We start from the raw sequence: 23,549 nt of genomic DNA on the forward strand, positions 1-23,549 counted from the left end.
CGAATTTCACTCGGTCTGTTTCGGGGATGTGCACCGATCCCGTCGACCGCGCGGGCGCCACTCGAACGCACCGTCGAATGAGTGCATAACCCACTCGAATCGGACAGTGATGGCGGGGGGTGGGTTAGCAATCGGCGCTCGGCGTGAGTACGGTCGCTATCGCCCCTGGTTATCCGGGGGTTGTAGACCATTTGCACACGACGAGACGGAGGAACCGTGGCCCTTCCCCAGTTGACCGACGAGCAGCGTGCTGCTGCTTTGGAGAAGGCGGCTGCTGCCCGCAAGGCCCGGGCTGAGCTCAAGGAGCGCCTCAAGCGCGGCGGCACGGACCTGAAGCAGGTCCTCAAGGACGCCGAAGAGGACGAGATCCTCGGCAAGATGAAGGTTTCGGCGTTGCTCGAGGCCCTGCCGAAGGTGGGCAAGGTCAAGGCGCAGGAGATCATGACCGAGCTCGAGATCGCTCCGACCCGTCGCCTTCGTGGCCTCGGTGATCGGCAGCGTAAGGCCCTGCTCGCCAGGTTCGATTTCGAGGCCTGAGCGCAAAAGTGAGTGCTGACGCAGAACTGGTGTCAGAGAGCAAGGCCACCACGGCGTCAGCCGACGGCAGTAGCGCAGTGCGGAGGGGCCGGCTGGTAGTACTGGCCGGCCCCTCGGCCGTGGGTAAGTCGAGTGTGGTGCGCCTGCTCCGTGAACGCGCGCCCGAGGTGGTCTTCAGTGTCTCGGTGACGACTCGTGATCCGCGGCCCGGTGAGGTGGACGGGCAGGACTACCACTTCATCTCCCGCGACGAATTCGACGGCATGGTTGCGCGCGGGGAACTGCTCGAGTGGGCAGAGATCCACGGTGGCCTGCAGCGCTCGGGCACCCCGGCCGCACCCGTCCGTCGGGCGCTGGCAGAGGGGCGGCCGGTGCTCCTCGAGGTGGATCTGGCCGGTGCGCGGTCGGTACGAGCCGCGATGCCGGAGGCTTTGCTGGCCTTCATGGCACCGCCCAGCTGGGAGGTGCTGGTGTCCCGGCTGACTGGCCGCGGTACCGAACCGGCAGACGTGGTGGAGCGACGCCTGCAAACAGCGAGGGTGGAACTGGCAGCGCAGGAGGAGTTCGACGCCGTCATTGTGAACCACGATGTCAGCCAGTCCTGCGATGAGTTGGTATCCTTGTTGGCTGGACGACGGTTCTAGTTGCAGTCATCCCTAATTCCGACATTCAATTTCGCACTATCCAGCCCAGTTTCAGGAGAATCCGAGTGAGCAGCATTGACGCAGTAGTGTCCGACACCGCCGGTCGTGGCGCCCTGCCTGCATACGACACCCCGCTCGGCATCACCAACCCGCCGATCGACGAGTTGCTCGAGCGCACCTCGTCGAAGTACGCGTTGGTCATCTACTCGGCCAAGCGGGCCCGGCAGATCAACGACTACTACAACCAGCTCGGTGACGGCATCCTCGAGTACGTCGGACCCCTGGTCGAGCCCGGTCTCCAAGAGAAGCCCCTCTCCATCGCACTGCGCGAGATCCACGCCGATCTGCTCGAGCACACCGAAGGCGAGTGAGCGGAGAGACGCCCGTGGCTGAGCAGGAAGAGGGCTCGGCAATCCGGGGACCGAAGCGCATCGTCGTCGGTGTCGGTGGCGGTATCGCCGCCTACAAGAGCTGTGCGATCGTGCGTGCCTTCACGGAGGCCGGTCATCATGTGCGCGTGATTCCGACCGAGTCGGCGCTGGAGTTCGTCGGTCGCGCCACCTTCGAGGCGCTGTCGGGCAATCCGGTGCACACCGGCGTGTTCACCGATGTGCCGCAGGTGCCGCACGTCCGCCTGGGGCAGGATGCAGAGCTTGTCGTGATCGCACCGGCGACCGCGGATCTCATGGCCCGCGCCGTCGCCGGCCGCGCCGACGACCTGTTGACCGCCACGTTGTTGACAGCCCGCTGTCCCGTGGTGTTCGCCCCCGCTATGCACACCGAGATGTGGGAACATCCCGCCACGGTGGCGAATGTGACCATGTTGCGCCAGCGCGGATCCATCGTCATCGAACCGGCGTCCGGCCGGCTGACGGGTAAGGACACCGGTGCCGGTCGGCTGCCGGAGCCTGACGAGATCGTCGCGTTGGCGTCGATGCTGTTGGAGCGCTCGGACGCACTGCCGCGGGACCTCGAGGGCCGGCGCGTCGTGGTCTCCGCTGGAGGCACCCGTGAGCCGCTCGATCCGGTTCGCTTCCTGGGCAACCGGAGTTCCGGCAAGCAGGGCTATGCGATCGCACGTCTCGCTGTCCAGCGGGGCGCCGAGGTTACGCTGATCGCCGGCGCGACCGCCGAGCTGGCTGATCCGGCTGCCGTCGATGTCGTACATGTGCGGACCGCAGAGCAGATGCGGGAGGCCGTCATGAAGCATGCCCCCGGTGCGGACGCGGTCATCATGTCGGCCGCAGTGGCGGACTTCCGTCCGGCAACCGTGGCGACGAGCAAGATCAAGAAGGGCGCGGACGAACCCGATTCGATTCCGTTGATCCGAAACGATGACATTCTTGCGGGACTGGTCCAGGCTCGGCGGGACGGCACCATCGACCCGTCGACCGCGATTGTCGGATTCGCGGCCGAGACCGGCGATGCCGACGGCAGCGTGCTCGATCATGCGCGCGCGAAGTTGGCGCGCAAGGGATGCGACCTGCTGGTGGTCAATGCAGTCGGTGACGGCAAGGCGTTCGAAGTCGACCACAACGACGGTTGGCTTCTCGGTGCCGATGGCGCGGAATCGGCGATCGAGCCGGGATCGAAGTCATTGATGGCGAGTCGGGTGCTCGACGCGCTGTCGGCTCTGCTCACGCAGGACTGACCGGGTTCTTCCCGCAAGGGCGATATTTGCTCGAGCGGGTCACCCACCGGGGCCGGGTTTCTGGTACTAGGGTCGTCGGCGGTATTGAATAGAAGTACGAAGTTACAGCTCAGGTGTCGTAGCGGGGCCACACGATTTCGTCCAACTCGGATTTCGAGGGACGTCGGCCCTTGGACAGAACGTCGAGAGGGAGATCTGTGAGCACGTCCGGCAAGCGGCTATTCACCAGTGAGTCCGTGACCGAAGGTCATCCGGACAAGATCTGTGATGCGATCAGCGACTCCATCCTCGACGCGATGCTTTCGAAGGATCCGTACAGCCGCGTCGCGGTCGAGACGCTGGTGACGACCGGACAGGTCCACGTTGCCGGCGAGGTGACCACTTCCGCCTACGTCGATATCCCGAAGATCGTCCGTGACAAGGTCCTCGAGATCGGCTACGACTCGTCGGCGAAGGGATTCGACGGCAACTCGTGCGGTGTCAACATCGCAATCGGTGCGCAGTCACCCGAGATTGCCCAGGGCATCGACCATTCGCACGAGGCGCGCGTCGACGGTGTCTCCGACGATGAGATCGATCGTCAGGGAGCGGGCGACCAGGGCCTGATGTTCGGCTACGCGTGCACCGACACCCCGGAACTGATGCCGCTGCCCATCGCTCTCGCGCACCGTCTCTCGCGCCGCCTGACCGCGGTTCGCAAGACGGGCGTGCTGCCCTATCTGCGCCCGGACGGAAAGACCCAGGTCACCATCGAGTACAACCGCGACCGTCCGGTCCGCCTCGACACCGTCGTCATTTCGACCCAGCACGCTGCCGACATCGACCTCGACAACCTGCTCACCCCGGATCTGCGTGAGAAGGTCCTCGGTGCAGTCCTCGCCGATATCGACATCCCGCTCGACACGGAGGACGTGCGCTTGCTGGTCAACCCGACCGGCAAGTTCGTCCTCGGTGGTCCGATGGGCGACGCCGGTCTGACCGGCCGGAAGATCATCGTCGACACGTACGGCGGCATGGCCCGCCACGGTGGCGGCGCGTTCTCCGGCAAGGATCCGTCGAAGGTGGACCGGTCCGCGGCCTATGCGATGCGGTGGGTCGCCAAGAATGCTGTCGCGGCCGGCCTCGCCGACCGCATCGAGGTCCAGGTCGCGTACGCGATCGGCAAGGCTGCCCCGGTGGGTCTGTTCGTCGAGACCTTCGGCACCGAGAAGACCGATCCCGTGAAGATTCAGACCGCGATCAGTGAGGTCTTCGACCTGCGTCCAGGCGCGATCATCCGCGATCTGGATCTGCTGCGCCCGATCTACGGGCAGACGGCAGCGTACGGTCACTTCGGACGGACCGACGTCGACCTGCCGTGGGAACGCACCGACCGCGCCGAGAAGCTTCGCGCGGCGGCCGGTCTCTGACCGTCACCGAGAAGTCAGTTCGCTGACCGGCACCGACAAGACGGCGGCAGCACACGCGCCTGTGGCGCGGGTGCTGCCGTTGCTTCCTCTCGCGCACCTGGACCGGGAGTTCGACTACCTGGTCCCGGCGGATCTCGACGAAGCGGCTCAGCCGGGTGTCCGGGTCCGAGTCCGGTTCGCTGGGCGGCTCGTGGACGGTTTCCTGCTCGAGCGTGCCGATACCAGCGATCACACCGGCAAACTCGGCTGGCTCGATCGTGTCGTCTCGGACGAGCGTGTGTTGACCCCGGATGTGCGGGATCTCGTGGATGCCGTCGCGCAGCGGTACGCAGGTACGCGCGCGGATGTCCTGCGTCTGGCGATACCGCCCCGACACGCAAAGGTCGAGTCCGAGAAGGCCGCGGAGCATGCGGCGCCGCCGGCTCCCGAGATAGACCTCGAGGCGTGGTCGGCCTATGTGCACGGCACGCACTTCGTCGAGGCACTCGGGTCGGGACGCAACCCCCGGGCAGTGTGGCAGGCGCTCCCCGGTGAGAACTGGCCCGTGCGGCTGGCGGAGCTCGCGGGCGTCGTCGCGGCATCGGGGCGCGGCGTCGTGCTGGTGGTGCCCGACCAACGGGACCTGGACCGGGTCGTCGCCGCCTGCGAGAAGGTGATCGGCGCCGATCACGTCGTCGGGCTGGCCGCCGGGCTCGGTCCATCTGCGCGTTATCGGCGCTGGCTCGCCGCGCTGCGGGGGACGGCCCGCGTCGTGGCCGGGACTCGTGCTGCGGTCTTCGCGCCGACGCCGGATCTGGGCTTGGCCATTGTGTGGGACGACGGCGACGACAGTCTCTCCGAACCACGTTCGCCCTATCCGCACGCGCGCGAGGTGGCCCTCCTCCGGGCACACGGCACCGGCTGCGGTCTGGTGATAGCAGGCCACTCGCGGACCGCGGAGGGGCAGTCGCTCGTCGAATCCGGTTGGGCCCACGATCTGGTCGCCGCGCGTGAGGTCGTCCGAGCCCGAGCCCCCAAGGTGACCGCTCTGGCAGACAGCGACCACGCCCTCGCCCGCGATCCAGGAGCTCGAGCGGCCCGCCTGCCCGCAATAGCGTTCGCCGCTGCCCGGCAGTCTCTCGCCGCGGGACGTGGTGTGCTGGTTCAGGTTCCGCGCCGTGGCTATGTGCCGTCGCTGGCGTGTGGGAAGTGTCGCGCCCCGGCACGGTGCCGTCGCTGCAACGGCCCGTTGTCGTTGCCGGCGGCTGCAGGTCCGGACGGCGCGGGCACCCCGACCTGCCGGTGGTGCGGTGTCGCGGATGCCGCGCATCGCTGTCATGCGTGCGGCGCGCGGGCGCTGCGCGCCGTGGTCGTGGGGGCGGGCCGCACGGCTGAAGAGCTGGGCCGGGCCTTCCCCGGCGTCCCGATCCAGACGTCGGGCGGCACCGAGGTCAAGGCGCAGGTCGAACCAGGTGCCAGGTTGGTGGTCGCCACCGTCGGGGCCGAACCGGTGATGCCCGGGGGATACGGCGCCGCGCTGTTGCTGGACGGCTGGGCACTGCTCGGTCGCGCGGACCTGCGGGCGGCGGAGGAGACACTGCGGCGGTGGATGACGGCGTCCGCAATGGTGCGATCACATCGCGACGGAGGGGAGGTCGTGGTGGTCGCCGATTCCGGGATCCCCACCGTGCAGGCACTGGTCCGATGGGATCCGTTGTGGCACGCGCAGGCTCAGCTCGACGAGCGACGAGAGGTCGGTTTTCCTCCGGCCGTGCACCTGGCAGCCGTGGACGGCACCGGTGCTTCGATCGTCGAACTACTGGAGCTTGCCGGTCTGCCGGAGTCCGCCGAGATCCTCGGTCCGGTGCCGCTTCCGCCGGGGGAGCGGTTGCCCTTCTCCGGCGATGGTGCCGAACCGGAAGAGGTGGAGCGCATGTTGATTCGTGTGCCGCGCAGCGCCGGTCGGCCGATGGCGCAGGCCCTCGCCGAGGCGCAGGCCGTCCGCAGCGCCCGCAGGTCCGGGCATCCGGTGCGGGTGCAGATCGATCCGATCCGGATCGGCTAGAAGTTGTGAGCTGCTGGTGCATCAACCGCTAGGGCACATCGTCGTCCACGTCTGAGTGGTTGCGTGTGCGTGCGGCGGCGTCGGTGAGGTTGCCGTCGGGCTCGAGTCGGGCCAGGAGTTCGACGCCGGCTTTGGTGACGTCCCGGGGCGTGGCGTGGCGGGCCGATTCGGCGAGGATCCGTTCGGGAGGCAGCTGTCCGGACTGCGGTTTCGAGCTGGCGGAGGGCGTCGTCGAGGTCGGTCAGATGTGTGCTCACCTGCCCTTGCGCTGCTCCACCTTCTTTCGAACGTATGTTTCCATGCTGGTTCGGAGGTACGACAAGTTCGGGGTATCGAATCACCCCGGCAACTTCGGAGCATCGCAGGCTCGTAAACGCGGCAAATGACGCGGCGATTGACGTAGGTTGTGCGGGATGAAGACGCTGAGCAATCGAACCCGAGCGTTGCTGGTCGCCGTCGCGATTGCGGCAGGAACCACCACTGCGGCGGCGCCCGCTCAGGCTGCGGCTCCGTCCGGGTGCAGCGACTGGCAGGTGGAGACGGTCGTGCAGGGGTTGGAGCAGCTCGAGAATCTCGAACCCGACGGCAAGGGCGGGTTCTACCTGTCCGGGGAGTCGAAGGTCTATCACGTCGACGCCGCGGAACAGGTTCGCACGGTGCTCGATCGGATGGCTGCCCCGGGTGGCTTGCAGCTCGACGGTTCGACCCTGTCCTTCCTCACCCGGCAGGACAGCACATTGTGGCAACTGGATACCACGACTGGCCAGCTGACCTCACGGGCGTCCTTCGCGGGCAACGGCTTGCTGCGTCTGCCGGACGGCGATCTGCTGACAACCTGGGTCGGAACGGAGGGTGGTCCGTCGAAGGGGCTGTCGCGCTACCTCCATGAAGCCGGAGTTGTCGCGCCCAACTGGTCGATGGTTCCGCGTTCGGAGGGGCTGGCGCTCAGCCCGGACCACCGCGCCGTGTACACGGACGACCTGTTCACCGGCGAGATTCTCCGAGTCCCGCTGGAGCATCCCGACCAATGGACGGTCGTTGCGAGACTGCCTGGCATGGTCCCCGGGCCCGACGATCTGACCATGTCGCGGGCCGGAGCGCTCTATGTCGCCGCCCACCTCGAGGGTGCGATCTACCGCGTCGACCCGGATACCGGAGCGGCATGCGTCATCGCGTCGGGTCTGTCGAGCGGGTGGACCGGGCCGAGTTCGGTGCGCATCGGCCCGGACGGCGACGGCTGGGCGCTCTATGTCACTGCCTTCGATGGCACTCTGCGCCGCGTGGTGCCTCCGGCCGGCGTCGATCTCGCTCCGGTTCGGAGTCATTGACCTCGGCAGGGCTCGCGTACTGGTGTCACAACCAGTGCTGGCGTTTGAAGACGAAGAACAGCGTCACCGAGGTCGCCACCATGAGCAAGAGGGCCATCGGGTAGCCGAAAGTCCAGTTCAGTTCAGGCATGTTCTCGAAGTTCATCCCGTAGATGGTCCCGACGAGAGTGGGCGCGAAAAGTATTGCGGCCCAGGCTGAGACCTTCTTGACCTCCTCGTTCTGCGCGAGGCTCGTCAATGTCAGGCGGCGCATCTCCTCGTTCTGCTGCTGAGCCACCAATGTGGCGTGCACGGAGAGTGCCGTCTGCAGGTGCGCCCGCGACGAGTCGGCCCGTTCGATTATTCGAATCGTGTGATCGAGGACGTCGCGCAGATGGCGGCGCAGCTCGAGATCGACGTGATACTTGTCGGATCCCCGTTCGAGTGCCTCGAGGATCGACTGGAGGGGATGCGTCGCCCTCTGGAAGTCGATGACCTCGCCCGTCAGGTCGTAGATTCGCCGGGCCACGGCGGGGTCCCCGGTGAACACCTGGTCCTCGATCTCGTCGATGTCGTTCTCCAGTCCCGCCGCGACCGGTAGGTACTCGTCGACCACCTGGTCGAGGATTGCGTACAACACTGCTTCAGGGCCGAGCCGGAGCAACTCGGGCGAGTCCTCGAGCCGTCGACGGACCCGTCCCAGATCCGGCGACTCCGCATGGCGGATGGTGACCACGAAGTCGGGGCCCACGAACACGTGTACCTCACCGAACTCCACCTTCTCCACGTCGTCGAGGTAGCGCGCCGGTCGCAGGACGACGAACAGGGTCTGGTCGTACCTTTCGAGCTTCGGGCGCTGGTGTGCGGCAACGGTGTCGTCGACTGCAAGGTGGTGGAGGTCGAATTCGCGTGCCACCGATTGAACCTCGTCGGTGTCCGGGCGGTAGAGACCGATCCATGCCATACCTTGCAAGCGGCGCATCGTCTCGTAGGTGCTGTCGAGGTTCTCGGGATTGTCGACGCGCTTGCCTTCGACATAGACGGCGTTGTCCACGATGGTCATTCCGGCCCCGTTCTGTCCGGCCTCCTGCGGTCGGACTCGTGCGGTCGGACTCGTGCGGTCGGACTCGTATGGTCGAGGAGACGCCTCATTGGATCATGTAGTCGGCTTCCCGGGCGGCATTGGCACCTTCGCTTCCGCCGATGGTGTCTGGACGGACGGCCGGCATCGGAATCGATCTGTGTTCGCGGGTCGCGTCCTGCTCGCTATCGTTCCGCGATCGTTATGTCCCTGTCGGCCCACTCCCGCTGAGAACTCGCGGTGATCTTGATAGACACTGCGAAAGGTTCCGCACACCAACGGAGGTGCGCAGTGGGTCGTTTCTCAGGTGTGGTCGTGAGCGGGCTCGGTGCCTTCGCGTTGGCCCTGGTGGTCACGGCTTCTGCCGCGGCCATCCCCGCGGAAGCCGGCCGGACGGGGACGTCGACCGTGCCCACGACATCGGGACCGGTCCAGGTCCGTCATGCCGGCGCCGCTGCCTATGCCGAGCGGTACCCGGACTCGGCGCCGTTGGGGGCGAACGATTTCCATTGCCGACCCGGCGGCTCGCATCCGAATCCGGTGGTTCTCGTGCACGGCAGCGATTCGGACTCGTACACCGACTGGGCGGCGCTGTCTCCCGACCTTGCCGGACGTGGATTCTGTGTGTTTGCACTCAACTATGGCGGAGACGGCACGCCGGGGAAGTATGCCCGTGGCGACATCGCCGACAGCGCCCGTGCGGTGTCGGACTTCGTCACGCGGGTCCGCGGTGCGACAGGCGCCGCAAGGGTCGACTTGATCGGTTACTCGCAGGGCGCGACGGTCAACAGGTACTTCGTCAACCGGCTCGGCGGCGCCGACGTGGTCGACCGATGGATCGGCTTGGCCTCACCGACCTACGGCGGGGTGATGTTCGGTTTGGTGCCGCTGATCAGATCATTGCCCAACCTGGACTCGGACGCGGTGGCCGAGGAGCTCACGTCGAAGGCAGTCAGCCAGCAGATGCAGGGGTCATCGTTCCTCCGTGCGCTCAACGCGGGTGGTGACACGGTTCCCGGCGTGCGGTACACCACGATCGGCTCCCGCTACGACGAGATGATCCAGCCGTACACGAATGTCGCGTTGCGCGGCACGGGCGCGGAGAACATCGTGATCCAGGACCTGTGCCCCGCGAACGAGGGCGGGCACTTCAACATGGTCTACGACCCGTTCGCCCTGGGGCTGGTGGTGCGCGCGCTCGACCCGGGAGCGCCGGCGCCGATCTGTCGTGAGGTGCCGCTCGGTACCGGGATCCCGGAGATGATCGTTCAGAGTCATTCCCGGCCGTTTCGGGCGATTCTCGACGACGGATCACCCTGAACGGCCGGCTATTCGGCGAGCTTGGCGACCGCCTGTGCCCACAGGAAGAACTTGTTGGTGCCGAGGTCACGGACCGTCTTGATGTTGAAGGCGGCCTCGAGATGTTCGGCGTCCGAATCACTGACACCCTGTAGCGCCGAGACGGGTGCGTCGGCCAGGTCGTCGACTGAACGAGACTCGAATGCCTTGTCGAATTTGTGTGCGATGCCGGACATTTCTACCTCCGATCGATTCTCTGCGGATGCAGTGGTGGAGCGCAGCGAGGGCGCCCCTCCGAAGTAGAGCGCATGGGTGGTCGTCTCCGTGAGGGTTCGGGGTGGATCCGTCGCGCTGTCACGTCGTATGTCCGGGTTTGTCCAGTCAAGGCCTCAGCTTTGCCTGCGCCGAGGTCCGGTTCCGGGCGGCGCTGAGCCGATGCCGGCGTGCTCCGTAGAATCCCTGGTGAACCCTCTTCCGGCACCGCCGGGATTCGATGCTCCGGGAGCCGCCCTCGTGTACCACTCGCCCAGCCGACCCATCTGCCCGGAGGTCCTACGCTGATGCGCATCGTCTTCGCGGGAACTCCCGAACCGGCAGTGCCGTCGCTGCGGCGTCTGATCGCGTCCGAGCGGCACGAGGTCGTCGCCGTCGTCACCCGGCCGGATGCGATGGCGGGCCGCGGGCGAAAGCTCGCGCGGTCGCCGATAGGTGAGCTCGCGGACGAGCACGGAATCGAGGTGCTCACGCCGCCCTCGGCGTCGGATCCCGAATTCCTGGCTCGGCTGGCCGAGTTCGAACCCGACGCCTGCCCGGTGGTTGCCTATGGTGCGCTGCTGCCGCGTCCGATACTGGACGTGCCGAAGTACGGCTGGATGAACCTGCACTTCTCGCTGCTTCCGGCGTGGCGCGGTGCCGCACCGGTTCAGGCGGCGATCAACGCCGGCGACGAGATGACCGGCGCCACCGTCTTCGCGCTCGACGAGGGCATGGACACCGGACCGGTCTACGGAGTCGTCACCGAGACCATCCGCAACACCGACACCGCGGGGGCCCTACTGAGCCGGCTCGCCGAAAGTGGTGCTCTGTTGCTGGAGTCGGTGCTCGACGGGGTGGAGGACGGTGCGGTTCACGCTGTGCCGCAGCCGGCCGAGGGCGTCTCGCACGCACCGAAGGTGTCCGTCGAGTCCGCTCGGATTCGCTGGGACCAGCCGGCGCTGGCCGTGCACCGGCACGTCCGCTCGGTGACTCCGGCACCCGGCGCGTGGACGATGATCGGCGACCTCCGCGTCAAGGTCGGTCCCGTCACGCTCGCGCAGGACACGCTGCCACCCGGACGGATCGAGATTCGCAAGGACGGCTTCTACATCGGGACGTCGACGACTGCTGTGCGGCTCGATCAGGTGCAGCCGCAGGGCAAGAAACAGATGGCAGCAGTGGACTGGGCGCGCGGTGCGCGCCTCGACGGAGAGGTGCGAGCACAGTGAGCGAGTCGAGGCGTCCGGCACGCGGTTCCGGTCGGCGGCCGGGTGGGGCAGGGGAACGCAGCAACAACAAGCCGCGGCAGGCCAAGCGACCCGATCCGGCGCAGGCGTCGATCGATCAGCCGCGCCGTGCTGCCCGGGACGTGCTGCGCGCAGTCCGGGAACGCGACGCCTACGCCAATCTCGTTCTGCCGGGACTGCTCCGGGAGCGTCGGCTCGACGGCCGCGATGCGGCCCTGGCGACAGAACTTGCGTACGGCACCGCTCGTGCGCGCGGTCTGCTCGACGCGGTGATCGCGTCGTGCGCGGGACGGCCGATCGAGGACATCGATGGTCCGCTGCTCGACGTGCTGCAGCTGGGCGCCTATCAGCTGCTGCGCACTCGCGTCGCCCCGCACGCGGCCGTCGCGACGTCGGTCGATCTGGTGCGTGCGGAGTTCGGTTCCGGCAAGGCCGGTTTCGTGAATGCGGTCCTGCGCCGGGTGTCGGAACAGACCGAGGATCAGTGGGTGGCCCAGCTCGCGCCCGACACCGACAAGGATCCGGTGGGTCATCTCGCGTTCAAGTACGCGCACCCCACGTGGATCGCGCAGGCGTTCGCGGACGCGCTCGGCGCCGACGCAGCGGAGCTGCAGGATGTACTCATCGCAGATGACTCTCGTCCGGCAGTGCATCTGGTGGCCCGGCCCGGTGAGATCTCTGCGGAGGAGCTCGCGCTCATCACCGGCGGCGAGGTAGGTCCGTACTCGCCGTACGCGGTGCACCTCGACGGCGGCGATCCGGGGTTGCTCGACGCGGTCCGCGAGGGGCTCGCGGGTGTGCAGGACGAGGGCAGTCAGCTGGTGGCGCGCGCCCTCACACTGGCTCCGCTCGACGGCCCCGACTCCGGACGGTGGCTGGACCTGTGCGCGGGACCGGGTGGCAAGGCCGCGTTGCTCGGCGCGCTCGCCGGAATCGAAGGCGGTCGTCTCGACGCGGTCGAACCCGTGGAGCACCGGGCCGAACTGATCCGCAAGACCACCCGCGGGCTACCGGTTGACGTGCATGTCGCGGACGGTCGTGATCCCGGACTCGACGGCGGCTACGACCGCATCCTCGTCGATGCGCCGTGCACCGGTCTGGGGGCGTTGCGCCGCCGGCCGGAGGCACGTTGGCGGCGGCAGCCGTCGGATGTGGCCGGACTGGTCAAGTTGCAGCGTGAGCTACTCGCATCGGCGCTCGAGCTCGTGCGCCCCGGTGGCGTCGTGCTGTATTCGACCTGTTCACCGCACGTGTCGGAGACCGTCGGAGTGGTCGCCGATGCGGTGCGTCGCTACGGTGCGGTCCCGCTCGACACCCGCGAGCTGGTGCCCGGCGTTGCTGACCTGGGCGACGGTCCGGGGGTGCAGTTGTGGCCGCATCGGCACGGCACCGATGCCATGTTCATGGCGGCATTGCGACGGCCGCTGGACGCCTGACTTGGGGCGGGGCCTGGGCGGGGCCTAGACCGGCTCCGGCCAGGCCCAGTTGCGAATCTCGGGCATATCCTCGAGGTGTTCGCGCACGTAGCCGTGGTGCCGGTCGAGCATGCGCTCGCAGTATCCGGCGAGTTCTGCTGCGCCCGGGTACTCGCGGCGGCTGCGGTTCAGCGCTTCCGCCGCGAGGTGGTAGCGGCTCATCCGGTTGAGCACCACCATGTCGAACGGCGTTGTCGTCGATCCCTGCTCGGTGTACCCGCGGACGTGGAATCGGTCCGGGTGCACCCGCCCGTGCAGGAGTTGATGGAACGCTCGTGCGTAACCGTGCCATGCGACGACGACGTCGACGTTCTCGGTGAACAATGCGGCGAATCGCTCGTGGGGCATTCCGTGGGGGTGCACGTCCGGTGGCGCGAGCGACATCAGATCGACGACGTTGACCACCCGGACGCACAGGTCGGGTACGTGGCCGCGGAGCAGGGCCGCCGCGGCGAGGGTCTCCTCGGTGGGAACGTCTCCGACGCACGCGAGCACGATGTCGGGTTCGCGCGCGGCGCCGTTCTCCGTGCCGGCCCAGTCCCATACCGAGGCGCCCGCGCCGACATGGGCCCGCGCCTGCTCGAGCGTCAGGTACTGCGGATGCGATTGCTTGTCGACGACCAGCAGATTGACGCAGTCACGGGTCGCGAACACGTGCTCGGCGACCATCAGCAGCGAGTTCGCGTCCGGCGGCAGGTACACCCGCGTGACACCGCCGGACAGCGACAGCATCGTGTCGATCAGCCCGGGGCCCTGGTGGGAGAACCCGTTGTGGTCGTTGCGCCAGCACGTCGAGGTGAGCAAGATGTTCAGGCTCGCCACCGGAGCCCGCCAGTCGAGGGAGCGGGACCGCTCGAGCCACTTGGTGTGCTGGATCGTCATCGACGCGCTCACCATGGCGAATGCCTCGTAGGTCGCGAACAGTCCGTGCCGGCCGGTGAGGAGGTAGCCCTCGAGCCAGCCCTGGCACAGGTGCTCGGAGAGTACTTCCATCACACGTCCGTGATGGTCGACGTGATCGTCGCCGGGGAGGATCGTGCCCATGAAGCCGCGGTCGGTCACCTCGAACACTGCGCCGAGCCGGTTGCTGTTGGTCTCGTCCGGGGAGAACAGGCGGAAGGTGCTGGGATTGGCGGAGTAGACGTCGCGCAACAGGTCTCCGAGCGGACGGGTCGTCTCGTGGTGGACCCCACCGGGGCTCGTGACCGTCACCGCGTAGTTCTGCACACCGGGAAGCTTCAGTGGGCGGAGGAGCTTGCCGCCATTGGCATGCGGGTTCGATCCGATGCGCTGGTCCCCGGTCGGCGCCAGCGCGGCGAGCTCGGGAACCAGACGACCTTGCGGGTCGAACTGCTCCTCCGGCCGGTAGGACCGCATCCACTGCTCGAGCATCCGCAGGTGCGTGGGATCGTTGCGCACGTCGGCAATCGGCACCTGGTGTGCCCGGAACGTGCCCTCCACCTGGACGCCGTCGACCTGGTCCGGTCCGGTCCAGCCTTTGGGTGTGCGCAGGATGATCGCCGGCCACTGCGGCCGCTCGGCGAGACCCGACTCGCGGGCGCTGCGCCGGATCGCGGTGATGGTGGAGTTCGCGCGGTCGAGAGCCTCGGCGAGGTCCCGGTGCACCTGGGTCGGATCGTCACCGGCGACCACTGTCGGATCCCAGCCATGCGCGCGCAGCAGACTCGCGACCTCGTCGTCGGAGCGGCGGCCGAGAACCGTCGGTCCGGATATTTTGTATCCGTTGAGGTGCAGGATCGGCAGAACGGCACCGTCGTGTGCCGGGTCGAGGAAGAACGGCGCCTTCCACGACGCCGCCAGCGGCCCGGTTTCGGCCTCGCCGTCGCCGACGACGCATGCCACGATGAGATCCGGATTGTCCATCGCCGCGCCGGCCGCGTGTGCGAGCGAGTAACCGAGTTCACCGCCCTCGTTGATCGAGCCGGGTGTCTCGACTCCGGAGTGGCTGGGAATGCCGCCGGGGGTCGAGAACTGGCGGGCCAGCCGTCGCAGACCCGCCTCGTCCGGGGTCACCTCCGGATACAGCTCCGAATATGTTCCCTCGAGATATGCGTTGGCCACGACCGCCGGTCCGCCGTGGCCGGGCCCGGCCACGAACATCACGTTCGCGCCGGTGCGGGTGATCAACCGGTTCAGATGCGCGTAGACGAGCGAGAGCCCCGGGCTGGTGCCCCAGTGCCCGAGAAGTCGGGGTTTGATGTCGGTCGGCACGAGCGGGCGGTGCAGCAGGACGTTGTCCCGGAGATAGATCTGCGCGACAGTGAGGTAGTTGGCTGCCATCCAGTATCGGTTGAGCAGATCGAGGTCGTCGTTCGTCGAGCTGTCTTCCACCGGGCGACTCCTGCCGTTGCAGCGAAGGGTGCCTCCATCCTGACGGTTGGCCGCCCGGTTGACCAGAGCCAGCCGTTGCCCCCCTGTTGCGAGCGTGGCGAACCAGGCATGCTGGAGGAGGCGCCCCATTTCACCTCGGCGGGCACGGCGCCCCGGTTGCAGCCGGCGCCGACGATGACGATATTGCGGACCGAGGCCATGCGGACCGAGACGACACGAATCACGATGCCGACCACCACGATGCGTGCCTGGCGGACGACCAGACCCGGCCCGCTGTCCGATCGCCCACTCCAGATGGGCCGGGAACTGCTGCCGCGTCCGACGCGGTCGGAGCTGCTCGTCAAGGTCCTCGCGTGTGGAGTGTGCCGCACTGATCTGCATGTCGTGGAGGGCGAGTTGCCGCCGCACCGGCTCAATGTGATTCCCGGCCATGAGGTGATCGGTGAGGTCGTCGGGGCAGGTGCGGACGCAGGCCATCGGTTCGAGATAGGACAGCGGGTCGGTGTCGCGTGGCTGCGCGGGACCTGTGGGCATTGCCGGTACTGCATCCGTGGCGACGAGAATCTGTGTCCGTACTCGAGCTACACGGGATGGGATGCGGACGGCGGGTATGCCGAATACACGACCGTGCCCGTCGACTATGCACTCGAACTCCCCACGGGCTATCCGATCGTCGAACTCGCGCCACTGCTGTGTGCGGGGATCATCGGATACCGCTCACTACTGCGTGCGGACCTGCCGGAGGGTGGCCGCCTCGGGATCTACGGGTTCGGCGGCAGCGCGCACCTCACCGCGCAGGTGGCGCTGGCGCGCGGCGCCCGCGTGCATGTGATGACCCGTGGCGAACAGGCGCGGGAGCTCGCCTTCAGCCTCGGCGCGACATCGGTGCAGGGCGCCACCGATCCACCGCCGGAGCCGTTGGACTCGGCGATCCTGTTTGCTCCCATCGGTGACCTCGTCCCGCCGGCGCTGGAAGCGCTGGACGCGGGTGGCACGCTGGCACTGGCGGGTATTCACCTGAGCGACATTCCGTCGCTGAACTATCAGCGACACCTGTTCCGGGAAAGGCAGATCCGCAGCGTGACAGCAAACACTCGGGGCGACGCCCGTGAGTTCCTCGCATTCGCGCAGCAGCATCGGCTGCGGGTCACCGCGCACCGCTATTCGCTCGACGCCGCAGACCGCGCGCTCGCGGATCTGGCAGGGGGCGTGTTCGGAGGTGCAGCAGTCCTGGTGCCGTGACGCGAACGGTGGACCAGGTGGAGTTCACCCAGCCCACGGGGTGGGAACGGCGGCGCCCCGGCAGCGGAGCGTCGCGAATTCCCGCCGACTAAACTCGCCCGCGTGGCAACCCCGATGATCGCACCGTCCATTCTTTCCGCCGATTTCGCGCGCCTGGCCGAGGAGGCCGATGCGGTCTCCGGCGCCGACTGGCTGCACGTGGACGTCATGGACGCCCACTTCGTGCCGAACCTCACGCTCGGCCTGCCGGTCGTGCAGAGTCTGCTGAAGGCCACCGCCATCCCACTCGATTGCCATCTGATGATCGACGATCCCGGTCGCTGGGCGCCGCCGTACGCGGAGGCCGGCGCGCACAATGTCACGTTCCACGCCGAGGCCACCGACGATCCGATCGGGGTCGCCCGCGACATCCGCGCGGCCGGTGCCAAGGCGGGCCTGAGCATCAAGCCGAACACCCCGATCGAGCCGTACCTCGAGATCCTGAAGAACTTCGACACCCTCCTCGTCATGAGCGTCGAGCCCGGCTTCGGTGGTCAGTCGTTCATTCCTTCCGTCCTCGACAAGGCCCGCGCTGTGCGCAGGCTGGTCGACGCCGGTGAGCTGCGACTGCTCGTCGAGATCGACGGCGGCATCAACGTCGATACCATCGAGCAGGCTGCCGAGGCCGGCATCGACTGTTTCGTCGCTGGTTCGGCTGTGTACGGCGCCGCGGATCCCGCGGCCGCGGTGCGTGGGCTGCGCGAGCAGGCGGCCAAGGCGTCGCCGCACCTGACGCTGGCGATCTGACGAGTCGGCCGTGGCGACGTCTGCCTACGAGCCCGCGATGCGGCTCGCGATCGATGCGTCGCACGGGGTGCGTGGCACCACCAGCCCCAATCCGCCTGTCGGTGCAGTAATCCTGGACGCGTCCGGCGAGGTGGTCGGCGTGGGTGCGACCCGGCCGCCCGGCGGTGCGCATGCCGAGGTGGTCGCGCTCGCCGCGGCCGGCGACCGGGCCCGCGGCGGCACTGCGGTGGTGACCCTCGAACCCTGCAACCACCGGGGGCGAACCGGCCCGTGCGCGCAGGCGCTGATCGAGGCGGGCGTCGCAGCGGTGCACTTCGCGGTCGTCGATCCGAACGCCGCCGCGGCGGGTGGCGCCGACACCCTGCGGAAGGCAGGGGTGGACGTGTCGTCGGGTGTACTTGCCGACAAGGTCGAACAGGGGCCGCTGCGCGCCTGGCTGCACCGGCAGCGGACCGGGCGACCGCACGTGACCTGGAAGCTCGCCGCCACGCTGGACGGCCGCAGTGCCGCCGCCGACGGCACCAGCCAGTGGATCACCGGGCCGCAGGCGCGGGCTCGGGTGCATGCCGACCGTGCGCGTCTCGACGCGATCGTCGTCGGCACGGGAACGGTCCTGGCGGACGATCCGTGGCTGACCGCGCGGCTACCCGACGGCTCGCTCGCTGCGCACCAGCCGCTGCGTGTCGTGGTCGGAACCCGAGAGATCCCCTCCACTGCAAGGGTTCTGGACGGTGCGGCCCCGACGCTGATCCTGCGCACCCATGACGTCGACGAGGTCCTCGCGGCCCTGGCGGACCGCGACGATGTTCTCGTCGAGGGTGGGCCGCGGCTTGCCGGGGCGTTCCTGGCCGCGGGCCGGATCGACCGGATACAGGCGTACCTCGCACCGGTGGTTCTCGGCGCGGGGTCCCACGCAGTGGAAGACGCCGGCGTCCGCACCATTGCCGAGGCGCTACGGTTTCGGCGGGAGAGCGTCGAGCCGATCGGCGAAGACCTGTTGTTGAACCTGATCCCGCTGGGATCGTCAGTGGAGTGATCCCGCGGGGATCACCGTTGAACCGATCCTCCGGGATCCGAAGGAGTGAGCGAGACATGTTCACCGGAATCGTCGAGGAGCTCGGCGAGATCGTGGCCAAGGAGGAGCTGGCGGATGCCGCCCGCTTCACCGTGCGGGGTCCCGTCGTCACTTCCGACGCGGGCCACGGCGACTCGATCGCGGTCAACGGTGTGTGCCTGACGGTCGTCGACGTGGTCGACGATGGGGCGTTCACTGCGGACGTCATGCGCGAGACCCTGGTTCGCTCGAGCCTGGGCGCGCTCGACATCGGTAGCCGGGTCAACCTGGAGCGCGCCGCCGCGGTGAACAGCCGACTGGGCGGGCACATCGTCCAGGGCCATGTCGACACTGTCGGGTCGGTCATCTGCCGCGAGCCGTCCGAGAATTGGACCGTCGTGCGGATCTCGCTGCCGGCGAGCATTGCGCGTTACGTCGTGCAGAAGGGCTCTATCACCGTCGACGGTGTCTCCCTCACGGTCTCCGCGCTGGGCGGGGAGCCGGGCGACGAGTACTTCGAGATCTCGCTGATCCCGACGACCCTGGCGCTGACCACGCTCGGCTCGGCCGAACCGGGCACCCGGGTCAATCTGGAGGTCGATGTGATCGCCAAGTACGTCGAGCGATTGCACACCGTCGCCGGCCGCTAGCCGGAATAACGACCTCGTATCGCGGGGTCGTACTGTTGAGGTGCATCCGAACCGATGCGCCGGGACTTACTCGAGCACGCAGTTCAAGATTTTGGAGCCCAAGCACGTGACCAGGTTCGACAGCATCGAGCGCGCAGTCGCTGATATCGCCGCCGGTAAGGCGGTCGTCGTCGTCGATGACGAGGACCGTGAGAACGAAGGTGATCTCATCTTCGCCGCCGAGAAGGCCACCCCCGAGCTGGTGGCGTTCATGGTCCGCTACACCTCGGGCTACCTTTGTGTCCCGCTCGACGGTGAGGACTGCGACCGTCTCGGCCTGCCGCCGATGTACGCGACCAATCAGGACAAGCACGGCACCGCGTACACGGTCACCGTCGATGCGCGCGATGGCATCGGCACGGGCATCTCGGCCTCCGACCGCGCGGCGACGATGCGTCTGCTCGCAGATCCGGACAGTGGCGCCCAGGACTTCACGCGTCCCGGTCATGTCGTGCCGTTGCGGGCGAAGGAGGGCGGCGTACTGCGTCGCCCCGGACACACCGAGGCCGCAGTCGATCTCGCCCGGATGGCGGATCTGCGCCCGGCGGGCGTGATCTGCGAGATCGTCAGTCAGAAGGACGAGGGCCATATGGCCCAGACCGAGGAACTGCGCGTCTTCGCCGACGACCACGATCTGGCCCTGATCTCGATCGCCGATCTCATCGCATGGCGCCGCAAGCACGAAAAGCATGTGGTGCGCGTCGCCGAGGCCCGGATCCCCACTCGCCACGGCGACTTCATTGCTGTCGGCTTCCGCAGCATCTACGACGACGTCGAGCACGTTGCCCTCGTCAAGGGCGATATCAGCGCGGACGACGGCAGCGATGTGCTGGTGCGGGTGCACTCCGAATGCCTCACCGGTGACGTTTTCGGTTCGCTGCGCTGCGACTGCGGCCCACAGCTCGACGCCGCACTCGACATGGTCGCGCAGGAGGGCCGTGGTGTGGTCCTGTACATGCGTGGGCACGAGGGTCGCGGCATCGGCCTGATGCACAAGCTGCAGGCGTACCAATTGCAGGACGCCGGTTCGGACACCGTCGACGCCAACCTCCAGCTGGGCTTGCCCGCCGATGCGCGGGACTACGGCATCGGCGCGCAGATTCTGGTGGATCTCGGTATCAAGTCGATGCGGTTGCTGACGAACAACCCAGCCAAGCGGGTGGGACTGGACGGCTACGGCCTGCAGATCACCGATCGCGTGCCGATGCCGCTGCGTGCGAATTCCGAGAATCTGACCTATCTGCGCACCAAGCGGGACCGGATGGGTCACGACCTGATCGGGCTCGACGAGTTCGAGGCCGGGGACGCGCTGTGAGCGGCGAGGGACGCCCCGATCTGCAGCTGGGCATGGCCAAGAGCCTCACGCTCGCGATCGTGGCGGGTCAGTGGCATCCGGAGATCAGCGAGGCGCTGATTGCCGGTGCCCGCCGGGTCGCGAAGCAGGCGCAGATCGAAGATGTGACGCTGGTTCGCGTGGCGGGTGCGATCGAACTGCCCATCGTCGCGCAGGAACTTGCCAAGTCGCACGATGCTGTCGTGGCACTCGGTGTCGTGATCCGTGGTGGCACACCGCATTTCGAGTACGTGTGTGATGCCGTCACCGCCGGTCTGACCCGGGTCTCGCTGGACGAGAACACGCCGGTCGGCAACGGTGTCCTCACCACGGACAACGAGCAGCAGGCGCTGGACCGGTCGGGTCTGCCCGGGTCGGTCGAGGACAAGGGCGGTGAGGCGTGTGCCGCAGCTATCGACACTGCGGTGACTCTTGCACAGCTGCGGCGCAAGCGGGCGGGGACGGCATCCCGATGACAGGCAACGGCGACTGGGAGTTCGAGGTCCGCTCCAAGAAGTCTGCGCGGTACGCGATGATGGCGGCCGGGGTGCTCGTGCTGGTGCACGTCACCCTCGCGGTGCTGCTGCGGTCGTCGGCAACCGGTGTGTACTTCCGGACCGTCGACCAGTTCGCGATGGCGGGCATCGGCTGTCTGCTTGCCGGAGGTGTGCTGCTGCTCACTCGTCCCCGCCTACGCGTCGGCCCGCAGGGGATCGGGGTGCGCAACGTCCTCGGCGAGCGGATCGTCGAGTGGGATCTGGATCAGGGCATGTCGTTCCCGGAGGGAGCGTCTTGGGCACGGATCGAGCTGCCCGACGACGAGTACGTGCCCGTGATGGCGATCCAGGCGAACGACCGCGAGCACGCGGTGCAGGCGGTGCGCAGGTTCCGGGAGCTCGAAGCGAAGTACACGAGCCCCGCGGCTCGCTGAGTACCGTCGGTACCGCCGACTAACCTTGTTACGTGCCCGATCCCTCGACGTATCGTCCCGCGCCCGGAACCATCCCGGTGGCTCCGGGCGTCTACAAGTTCCGAGACCCGCACGGCCGGGTGATCTACGTCGGCAAGGCGAAGAGCCTGCGGTCGCGGCTCAACTCGTACTTCGCGGACGTTTCGTCATTGCATCCGCGCACCCGCCAGATGGTGACGACGGCGGGCAGCGTCGAGTGGACCGTCGTCAGCACCGAGGTCGAAGCGCTCCAGCTCGAGTACAACTGGATCAAGGAGTTCGATCCGCGGTTCAACGTCCGCTACCGGGACGACAAGACGTACCCCGTCCTGGCGGTGACGTTGAACGAGGAGTTCCCGCGGCTGTTCGTCTACCGCGGTCCGCGCCGCAAGGGTGTTCGCTACTTCGGCCCGTATGCGCACGCGTGGGCCATCCGCGAGACGCTGGACCTGCTGCTCCGGGTGTTCCCGGCCCGCACATGTTCGGCGGGAGTGTTCAAGCGACACCATCAGATCGGCCGGCCCTGCCTGCTCGGCTACATCGACAAGTGTTCGGCACCGTGCGTCGGCCGGGTGAGTTCGGCGGAACACCGGCAGATCGTCGAGGACTTCTGCGACTTCCTGTCCGGTCGCACCGACCGGCTGGTCCGCCAGCTCGAGGCACGCATGCAGGACGCGGCGGAGGAGTTGGACTTCGAGACGGCGGCCCGGCTGCGCGACGATGTCGGCGCGCTGCGCAAGGCGCTCGAGAAGCAGGCTGTCGTGCTGGGCGACGGCACCGACGCCGATCTGGTTGCGTTCGCCGCGGACGAACTCGAGGTCGCGGTGCAGGTCTTCCACGTGCGTGGTGGTCGCGTCCGCGGCCAGCGCGGATGGGTGGTGGAGAAGGCGGGCGACGCGATCGAACGCGACGCCGTGATCGAGGACGCGATCATCGAGGGCACCGCGGGGGAGGGCGAGACAGACACCGACGCCGAACTGTCGATTCTGGTGGAGCAGTTCCTCACCCAGTTCTACGGGGAGCAGGCCGCGCTGGCCGAGGGTGGCGGGCCGGCAGACCAGCCCGCCAACGCCGTCCCGCGCGAGGTGCTGGTACCGGTGCTGCCGCGCAATGCCGATGAAGTGCAGCAATGGCTCAGCGGTCTGCGCGGGTCGAACGTGGCACTCCGGGTGCCGCAACGGGGCGACAAGAAGGACCTCGCCGAGACTGTGCAGCGCAACGCGAAGGAGGCGCTGGCCCAGCACAAGCTCAAGCGCGCCGGCGACTTCACGTCGCGGTCCGCGGCGCTGCAGGGCATCCAGGAGGCGCTCGATCTGGATTCGGCTCCGCTGCGGATCGAGTGCGTCGACATCAGCCACGTCCAGGGCACCGACGTCGTGGCTTCGCTCGTGGTGTTCGAGGACGGGTTGCCCCGGAAGTCGGACTACCGGCACTACTCCATCAAGGAGGCTGCGGGAGAAGGACGTTCCGACGACGTGGCAAGTATCGCGGAGGTCACCCGCCGCCGGTTCCTGCGGCACAACCGGGATGTGGCTGCGGGAGCCGACCGCAACGACGGTGACGGTGGCGATCTCGCGCCGGAGGCGGCCCTCGATCCGCAGACCGGACGCCCGCGCCGGTTCGCTTACCCACCGAACCTGTACGTCGTCGATGGAGGTGCCCCGCAGGTCACGGCGGCGGCGGCGGTTCTCGACGAACTCGGTATCACCGATGTCGCGGTGATCGGGCTCGCGAAGCGGCTCGAGGAGGTGTGGGTGCCAGGGGAGAGCGATCCGGTGATCCTGCCCCGGACCAGTGAGTCGCTGTACCTGCTGCAGCGGGTGCGGGACGAGGCTCACCGGTTCGCGATCACGTTCCACCGCAGCAAGCGCTCGCGACGGATGACGGCGTCCGCTCTGGACTCGGTCCGGGGGCTCGGCGAGACCCGGCGCACGGCACTGGTCACACATTTCGGGTCGGTGGCCCGGTTGCGCAACGCGACGGTAGAGGAGATCACCGCGGTACCCGGGATCGGCGTGGCGACGGCGAAGGCGGTGCTGTCGGCGCTGGCGGGGCCTGAGGCCGCCACTCCCGCCGGCGTCGATGCCACTGCGGGAGACCACGCGGTGGGGGATGATGTGACGGATATCGGTAGATCCGAACAGGTTGCATCGGAACGAACAGGACAGAGTCGCGAGTGAACGACCAGCAGGTGC

21 protein-coding genes are annotated in these 23,549 nt (G+C 67.8%); 18 read left to right on the forward strand and 3 right to left on the reverse strand.

Going from position 1 to position 23,549, the window contains the following annotated elements:
* Window positions 1-216 precede the first annotated feature (216 nt).
* The 7 genes from mihF to ERC79_RS22285 all read left to right on the forward strand — a co-directional run bounded on the left by mihF (window position 217) and on the right by ERC79_RS22285 (window position 7,613).
* On the forward strand, window positions 217-537 hold the full coding sequence (mihF, locus tag ERC79_RS22255; RefSeq protein WP_007535578.1) for an integration host factor, actinobacterial type: 321 nt from the start codon (window positions 217-219) through the stop codon (window positions 535-537).
* 77 nt (window positions 538-614) lie between these two features.
* Window positions 615-1,181 carry a guanylate kinase gene (gmk, locus tag ERC79_RS22260; protein WP_131581473.1) on the forward strand — a complete coding sequence of 189 codons (567 nt, stop codon included), beginning with the start codon at window positions 615-617 and terminating at the stop codon, window positions 1,179-1,181.
* Window positions 1,182-1,246: 65 nt separating this feature from the next.
* Window positions 1,247-1,552 carry a DNA-directed RNA polymerase subunit omega gene (rpoZ, locus tag ERC79_RS22265; protein WP_131580508.1) on the forward strand — a complete coding sequence of 102 codons (306 nt, stop codon included), beginning with the start codon at window positions 1,247-1,249 and terminating at the stop codon, window positions 1,550-1,552.
* A 14-nt stretch (window positions 1,553-1,566) separates the two neighbouring features.
* Complete coding sequence (coaBC, locus tag ERC79_RS22270; RefSeq protein WP_242676687.1) at window positions 1,567-2,832, forward strand: bifunctional phosphopantothenoylcysteine decarboxylase/phosphopantothenate--cysteine ligase CoaBC; 1,266 nt, start codon at window positions 1,567-1,569, stop codon at window positions 2,830-2,832.
* Between the two features lie 197 nt (window positions 2,833-3,029).
* Complete coding sequence (metK, locus tag ERC79_RS22275; RefSeq protein ID WP_131580510.1) at window positions 3,030-4,241, forward strand: methionine adenosyltransferase; 1,212 nt, start codon at window positions 3,030-3,032, stop codon at window positions 4,239-4,241.
* Window positions 4,242-4,263: 22 nt separating this feature from the next.
* Window positions 4,264-6,285 (forward strand): primosomal protein N', encoded by a 2,022-nt coding sequence (locus ERC79_RS22280; protein ID WP_207390551.1) that lies wholly within the window; start codon window positions 4,264-4,266, stop codon window positions 6,283-6,285.
* 413 nt (window positions 6,286-6,698) lie between these two features.
* Window positions 6,699-7,613 carry an SMP-30/gluconolactonase/LRE family protein gene (locus ERC79_RS22285; RefSeq protein WP_131580511.1) on the forward strand — a complete coding sequence of 305 codons (915 nt, stop codon included), beginning with the start codon at window positions 6,699-6,701 and terminating at the stop codon, window positions 7,611-7,613.
* A 25-nt stretch (window positions 7,614-7,638) separates the two neighbouring features.
* On the opposite strand, the gene corA is transcribed toward ERC79_RS22285, so the two are convergent.
* Window positions 7,639-8,655 carry a magnesium/cobalt transporter CorA gene (corA, locus tag ERC79_RS22290; protein WP_131580512.1) on the reverse strand — a complete coding sequence of 339 codons (1,017 nt, stop codon included), beginning with the start codon at window positions 8,653-8,655 and terminating at the stop codon, window positions 7,639-7,641.
* A gap of 390 nt (window positions 8,656-9,045) precedes the next feature.
* On the opposite strand from corA, the gene ERC79_RS22295 reads away from it, so the two are divergent.
* On the forward strand, window positions 9,046-9,993 hold the full coding sequence (locus ERC79_RS22295; RefSeq protein WP_242676923.1) for an alpha/beta fold hydrolase: 948 nt from the start codon (window positions 9,046-9,048) through the stop codon (window positions 9,991-9,993).
* An 8-nt stretch (window positions 9,994-10,001) separates the two neighbouring features.
* Here the strand turns inward: ERC79_RS22295 and ERC79_RS22300 are convergent, their stop codons facing one another.
* Entirely contained in the window at window positions 10,002-10,208 is a 207-nt protein-coding gene (locus ERC79_RS22300; protein ID WP_131580513.1) for a hypothetical protein, read from the reverse strand.
* A gap of 324 nt (window positions 10,209-10,532) precedes the next feature.
* On the opposite strand from ERC79_RS22300, the gene fmt reads away from it, so the two are divergent.
* Together fmt and ERC79_RS22310 are read left to right on the forward strand one after the other, a co-directional pair.
* Window positions 10,533-11,456 carry a methionyl-tRNA formyltransferase gene (gene fmt / locus ERC79_RS22305; protein ID WP_131580514.1) on the forward strand — a complete coding sequence of 308 codons (924 nt, stop codon included), beginning with the start codon at window positions 10,533-10,535 and terminating at the stop codon, window positions 11,454-11,456.
* Window positions 11,453-12,910: a transcription antitermination factor NusB gene (locus ERC79_RS22310; RefSeq protein ID WP_131580515.1), complete on the forward strand. Its 1,458-nt coding sequence runs from the start codon at window positions 11,453-11,455 to the stop codon at window positions 12,908-12,910. Before fmt ends, ERC79_RS22310 begins: the two co-directional genes overlap by 4 nt.
* Window positions 12,911-12,934: 24 nt before the next feature.
* Here the strand turns inward: ERC79_RS22310 and ERC79_RS22315 are convergent, their stop codons facing one another.
* Window positions 12,935-15,250, reverse strand: a complete 2,316-nt coding sequence (locus tag ERC79_RS22315) for a phosphoketolase family protein (RefSeq protein WP_242676924.1) — start codon at window positions 15,248-15,250, stop codon at window positions 12,935-12,937.
* Between the two features lie 291 nt (window positions 15,251-15,541).
* On the opposite strand from ERC79_RS22315, the gene ERC79_RS22320 reads away from it, so the two are divergent.
* From ERC79_RS22320 to uvrC, 8 genes are all read left to right on the forward strand, one after another.
* Window positions 15,542-16,543 (forward strand): zinc-binding alcohol dehydrogenase family protein, encoded by a 1,002-nt coding sequence (locus tag ERC79_RS22320; protein WP_131581479.1) that lies wholly within the window; start codon window positions 15,542-15,544, stop codon window positions 16,541-16,543.
* A gap of 102 nt (window positions 16,544-16,645) precedes the next feature.
* Window positions 16,646-17,329, forward strand: a complete 684-nt coding sequence (gene rpe / locus ERC79_RS22325; RefSeq protein WP_131580517.1) for a ribulose-phosphate 3-epimerase — start codon at window positions 16,646-16,648, stop codon at window positions 17,327-17,329.
* A gap of 37 nt (window positions 17,330-17,366) precedes the next feature.
* Window positions 17,367-18,365 carry a bifunctional diaminohydroxyphosphoribosylaminopyrimidine deaminase/5-amino-6-(5-phosphoribosylamino)uracil reductase RibD gene (gene ribD, locus ERC79_RS22330; protein ID WP_131581481.1) on the forward strand — a complete coding sequence of 333 codons (999 nt, stop codon included), beginning with the start codon at window positions 17,367-17,369 and terminating at the stop codon, window positions 18,363-18,365.
* A 56-nt stretch (window positions 18,366-18,421) separates the two neighbouring features.
* On the forward strand, window positions 18,422-19,033 hold the full coding sequence (locus ERC79_RS22335; RefSeq protein ID WP_131580518.1) for a riboflavin synthase: 612 nt from the start codon (window positions 18,422-18,424) through the stop codon (window positions 19,031-19,033).
* A gap of 106 nt (window positions 19,034-19,139) precedes the next feature.
* Entirely contained in the window at window positions 19,140-20,387 is a 1,248-nt protein-coding gene (locus ERC79_RS22340) for a bifunctional 3,4-dihydroxy-2-butanone-4-phosphate synthase/GTP cyclohydrolase II (RefSeq protein ID WP_131580519.1), read from the forward strand.
* Entirely contained in the window at window positions 20,384-20,881 is a 498-nt protein-coding gene (gene ribH / locus ERC79_RS22345; RefSeq protein WP_131580520.1) for a 6,7-dimethyl-8-ribityllumazine synthase, read from the forward strand. Before ERC79_RS22340 ends, ribH begins: the two co-directional genes overlap by 4 nt.
* The gene (locus tag ERC79_RS22350) at window positions 20,878-21,336 is read left to right on the forward strand and encodes a PH domain-containing protein (protein ID WP_131580521.1); all 459 of its coding nucleotides are present in this window, start codon (window positions 20,878-20,880) and stop codon (window positions 21,334-21,336) included. The genes ribH and ERC79_RS22350 overlap by 4 nt, the downstream gene beginning before the upstream one ends.
* A gap of 32 nt (window positions 21,337-21,368) precedes the next feature.
* Window positions 21,369-23,534 (forward strand): excinuclease ABC subunit UvrC, encoded by a 2,166-nt coding sequence (uvrC, locus tag ERC79_RS22355; RefSeq protein ID WP_131580522.1) that lies wholly within the window; start codon window positions 21,369-21,371, stop codon window positions 23,532-23,534.
* The last annotated feature ends 15 nt before the right edge of the window (window positions 23,535-23,549 follow it).

The sequence above is a fragment of the Rhodococcus sp. ABRD24 genome (assembly GCF_004328705.1).
Classification (GTDB): domain Bacteria; phylum Actinomycetota; class Actinomycetes; order Mycobacteriales; family Mycobacteriaceae; genus Prescottella.

Excerpts from the sequence above, each read along its gene's own strand:
- ERC79_RS22285 (WP_131580511.1), top strand. The coding sequence starts at position 6,699 with ATGAAGACGCTGAGCAATCGAACCCGAGCGTTGCTGGTCGCCGTCGCG.
- corA (WP_131580512.1), bottom strand. The coding sequence starts at position 8,655 with ATGACCATCGTGGACAACGCCGTCTATGTCGAAGGCAAGCGCGTCGAC.
- ERC79_RS22300 (WP_131580513.1), bottom strand. The coding sequence starts at position 10,208 with ATGTCCGGCATCGCACACAAATTCGACAAGGCATTCGAGTCTCGTTCA.
- fmt (WP_131580514.1), top strand. The coding sequence starts at position 10,533 with ATGCGCATCGTCTTCGCGGGAACTCCCGAACCGGCAGTGCCGTCGCTG.
- ERC79_RS22315 (WP_242676924.1), bottom strand. The coding sequence starts at position 15,250 with ATGGCAGCCAACTACCTCACTGTCGCGCAGATCTATCTCCGGGACAAC.
- ERC79_RS22320 (WP_131581479.1), top strand. The coding sequence starts at position 15,542 with ATGCGTGCCTGGCGGACGACCAGACCCGGCCCGCTGTCCGATCGCCCA.
- ribD (WP_131581481.1), top strand. The coding sequence starts at position 17,367 with ATGCGGCTCGCGATCGATGCGTCGCACGGGGTGCGTGGCACCACCAGC.
- ERC79_RS22335 (WP_131580518.1), top strand. The coding sequence starts at position 18,422 with ATGTTCACCGGAATCGTCGAGGAGCTCGGCGAGATCGTGGCCAAGGAG.
- ERC79_RS22350 (WP_131580521.1), top strand. The coding sequence starts at position 20,878 with ATGACAGGCAACGGCGACTGGGAGTTCGAGGTCCGCTCCAAGAAGTCT.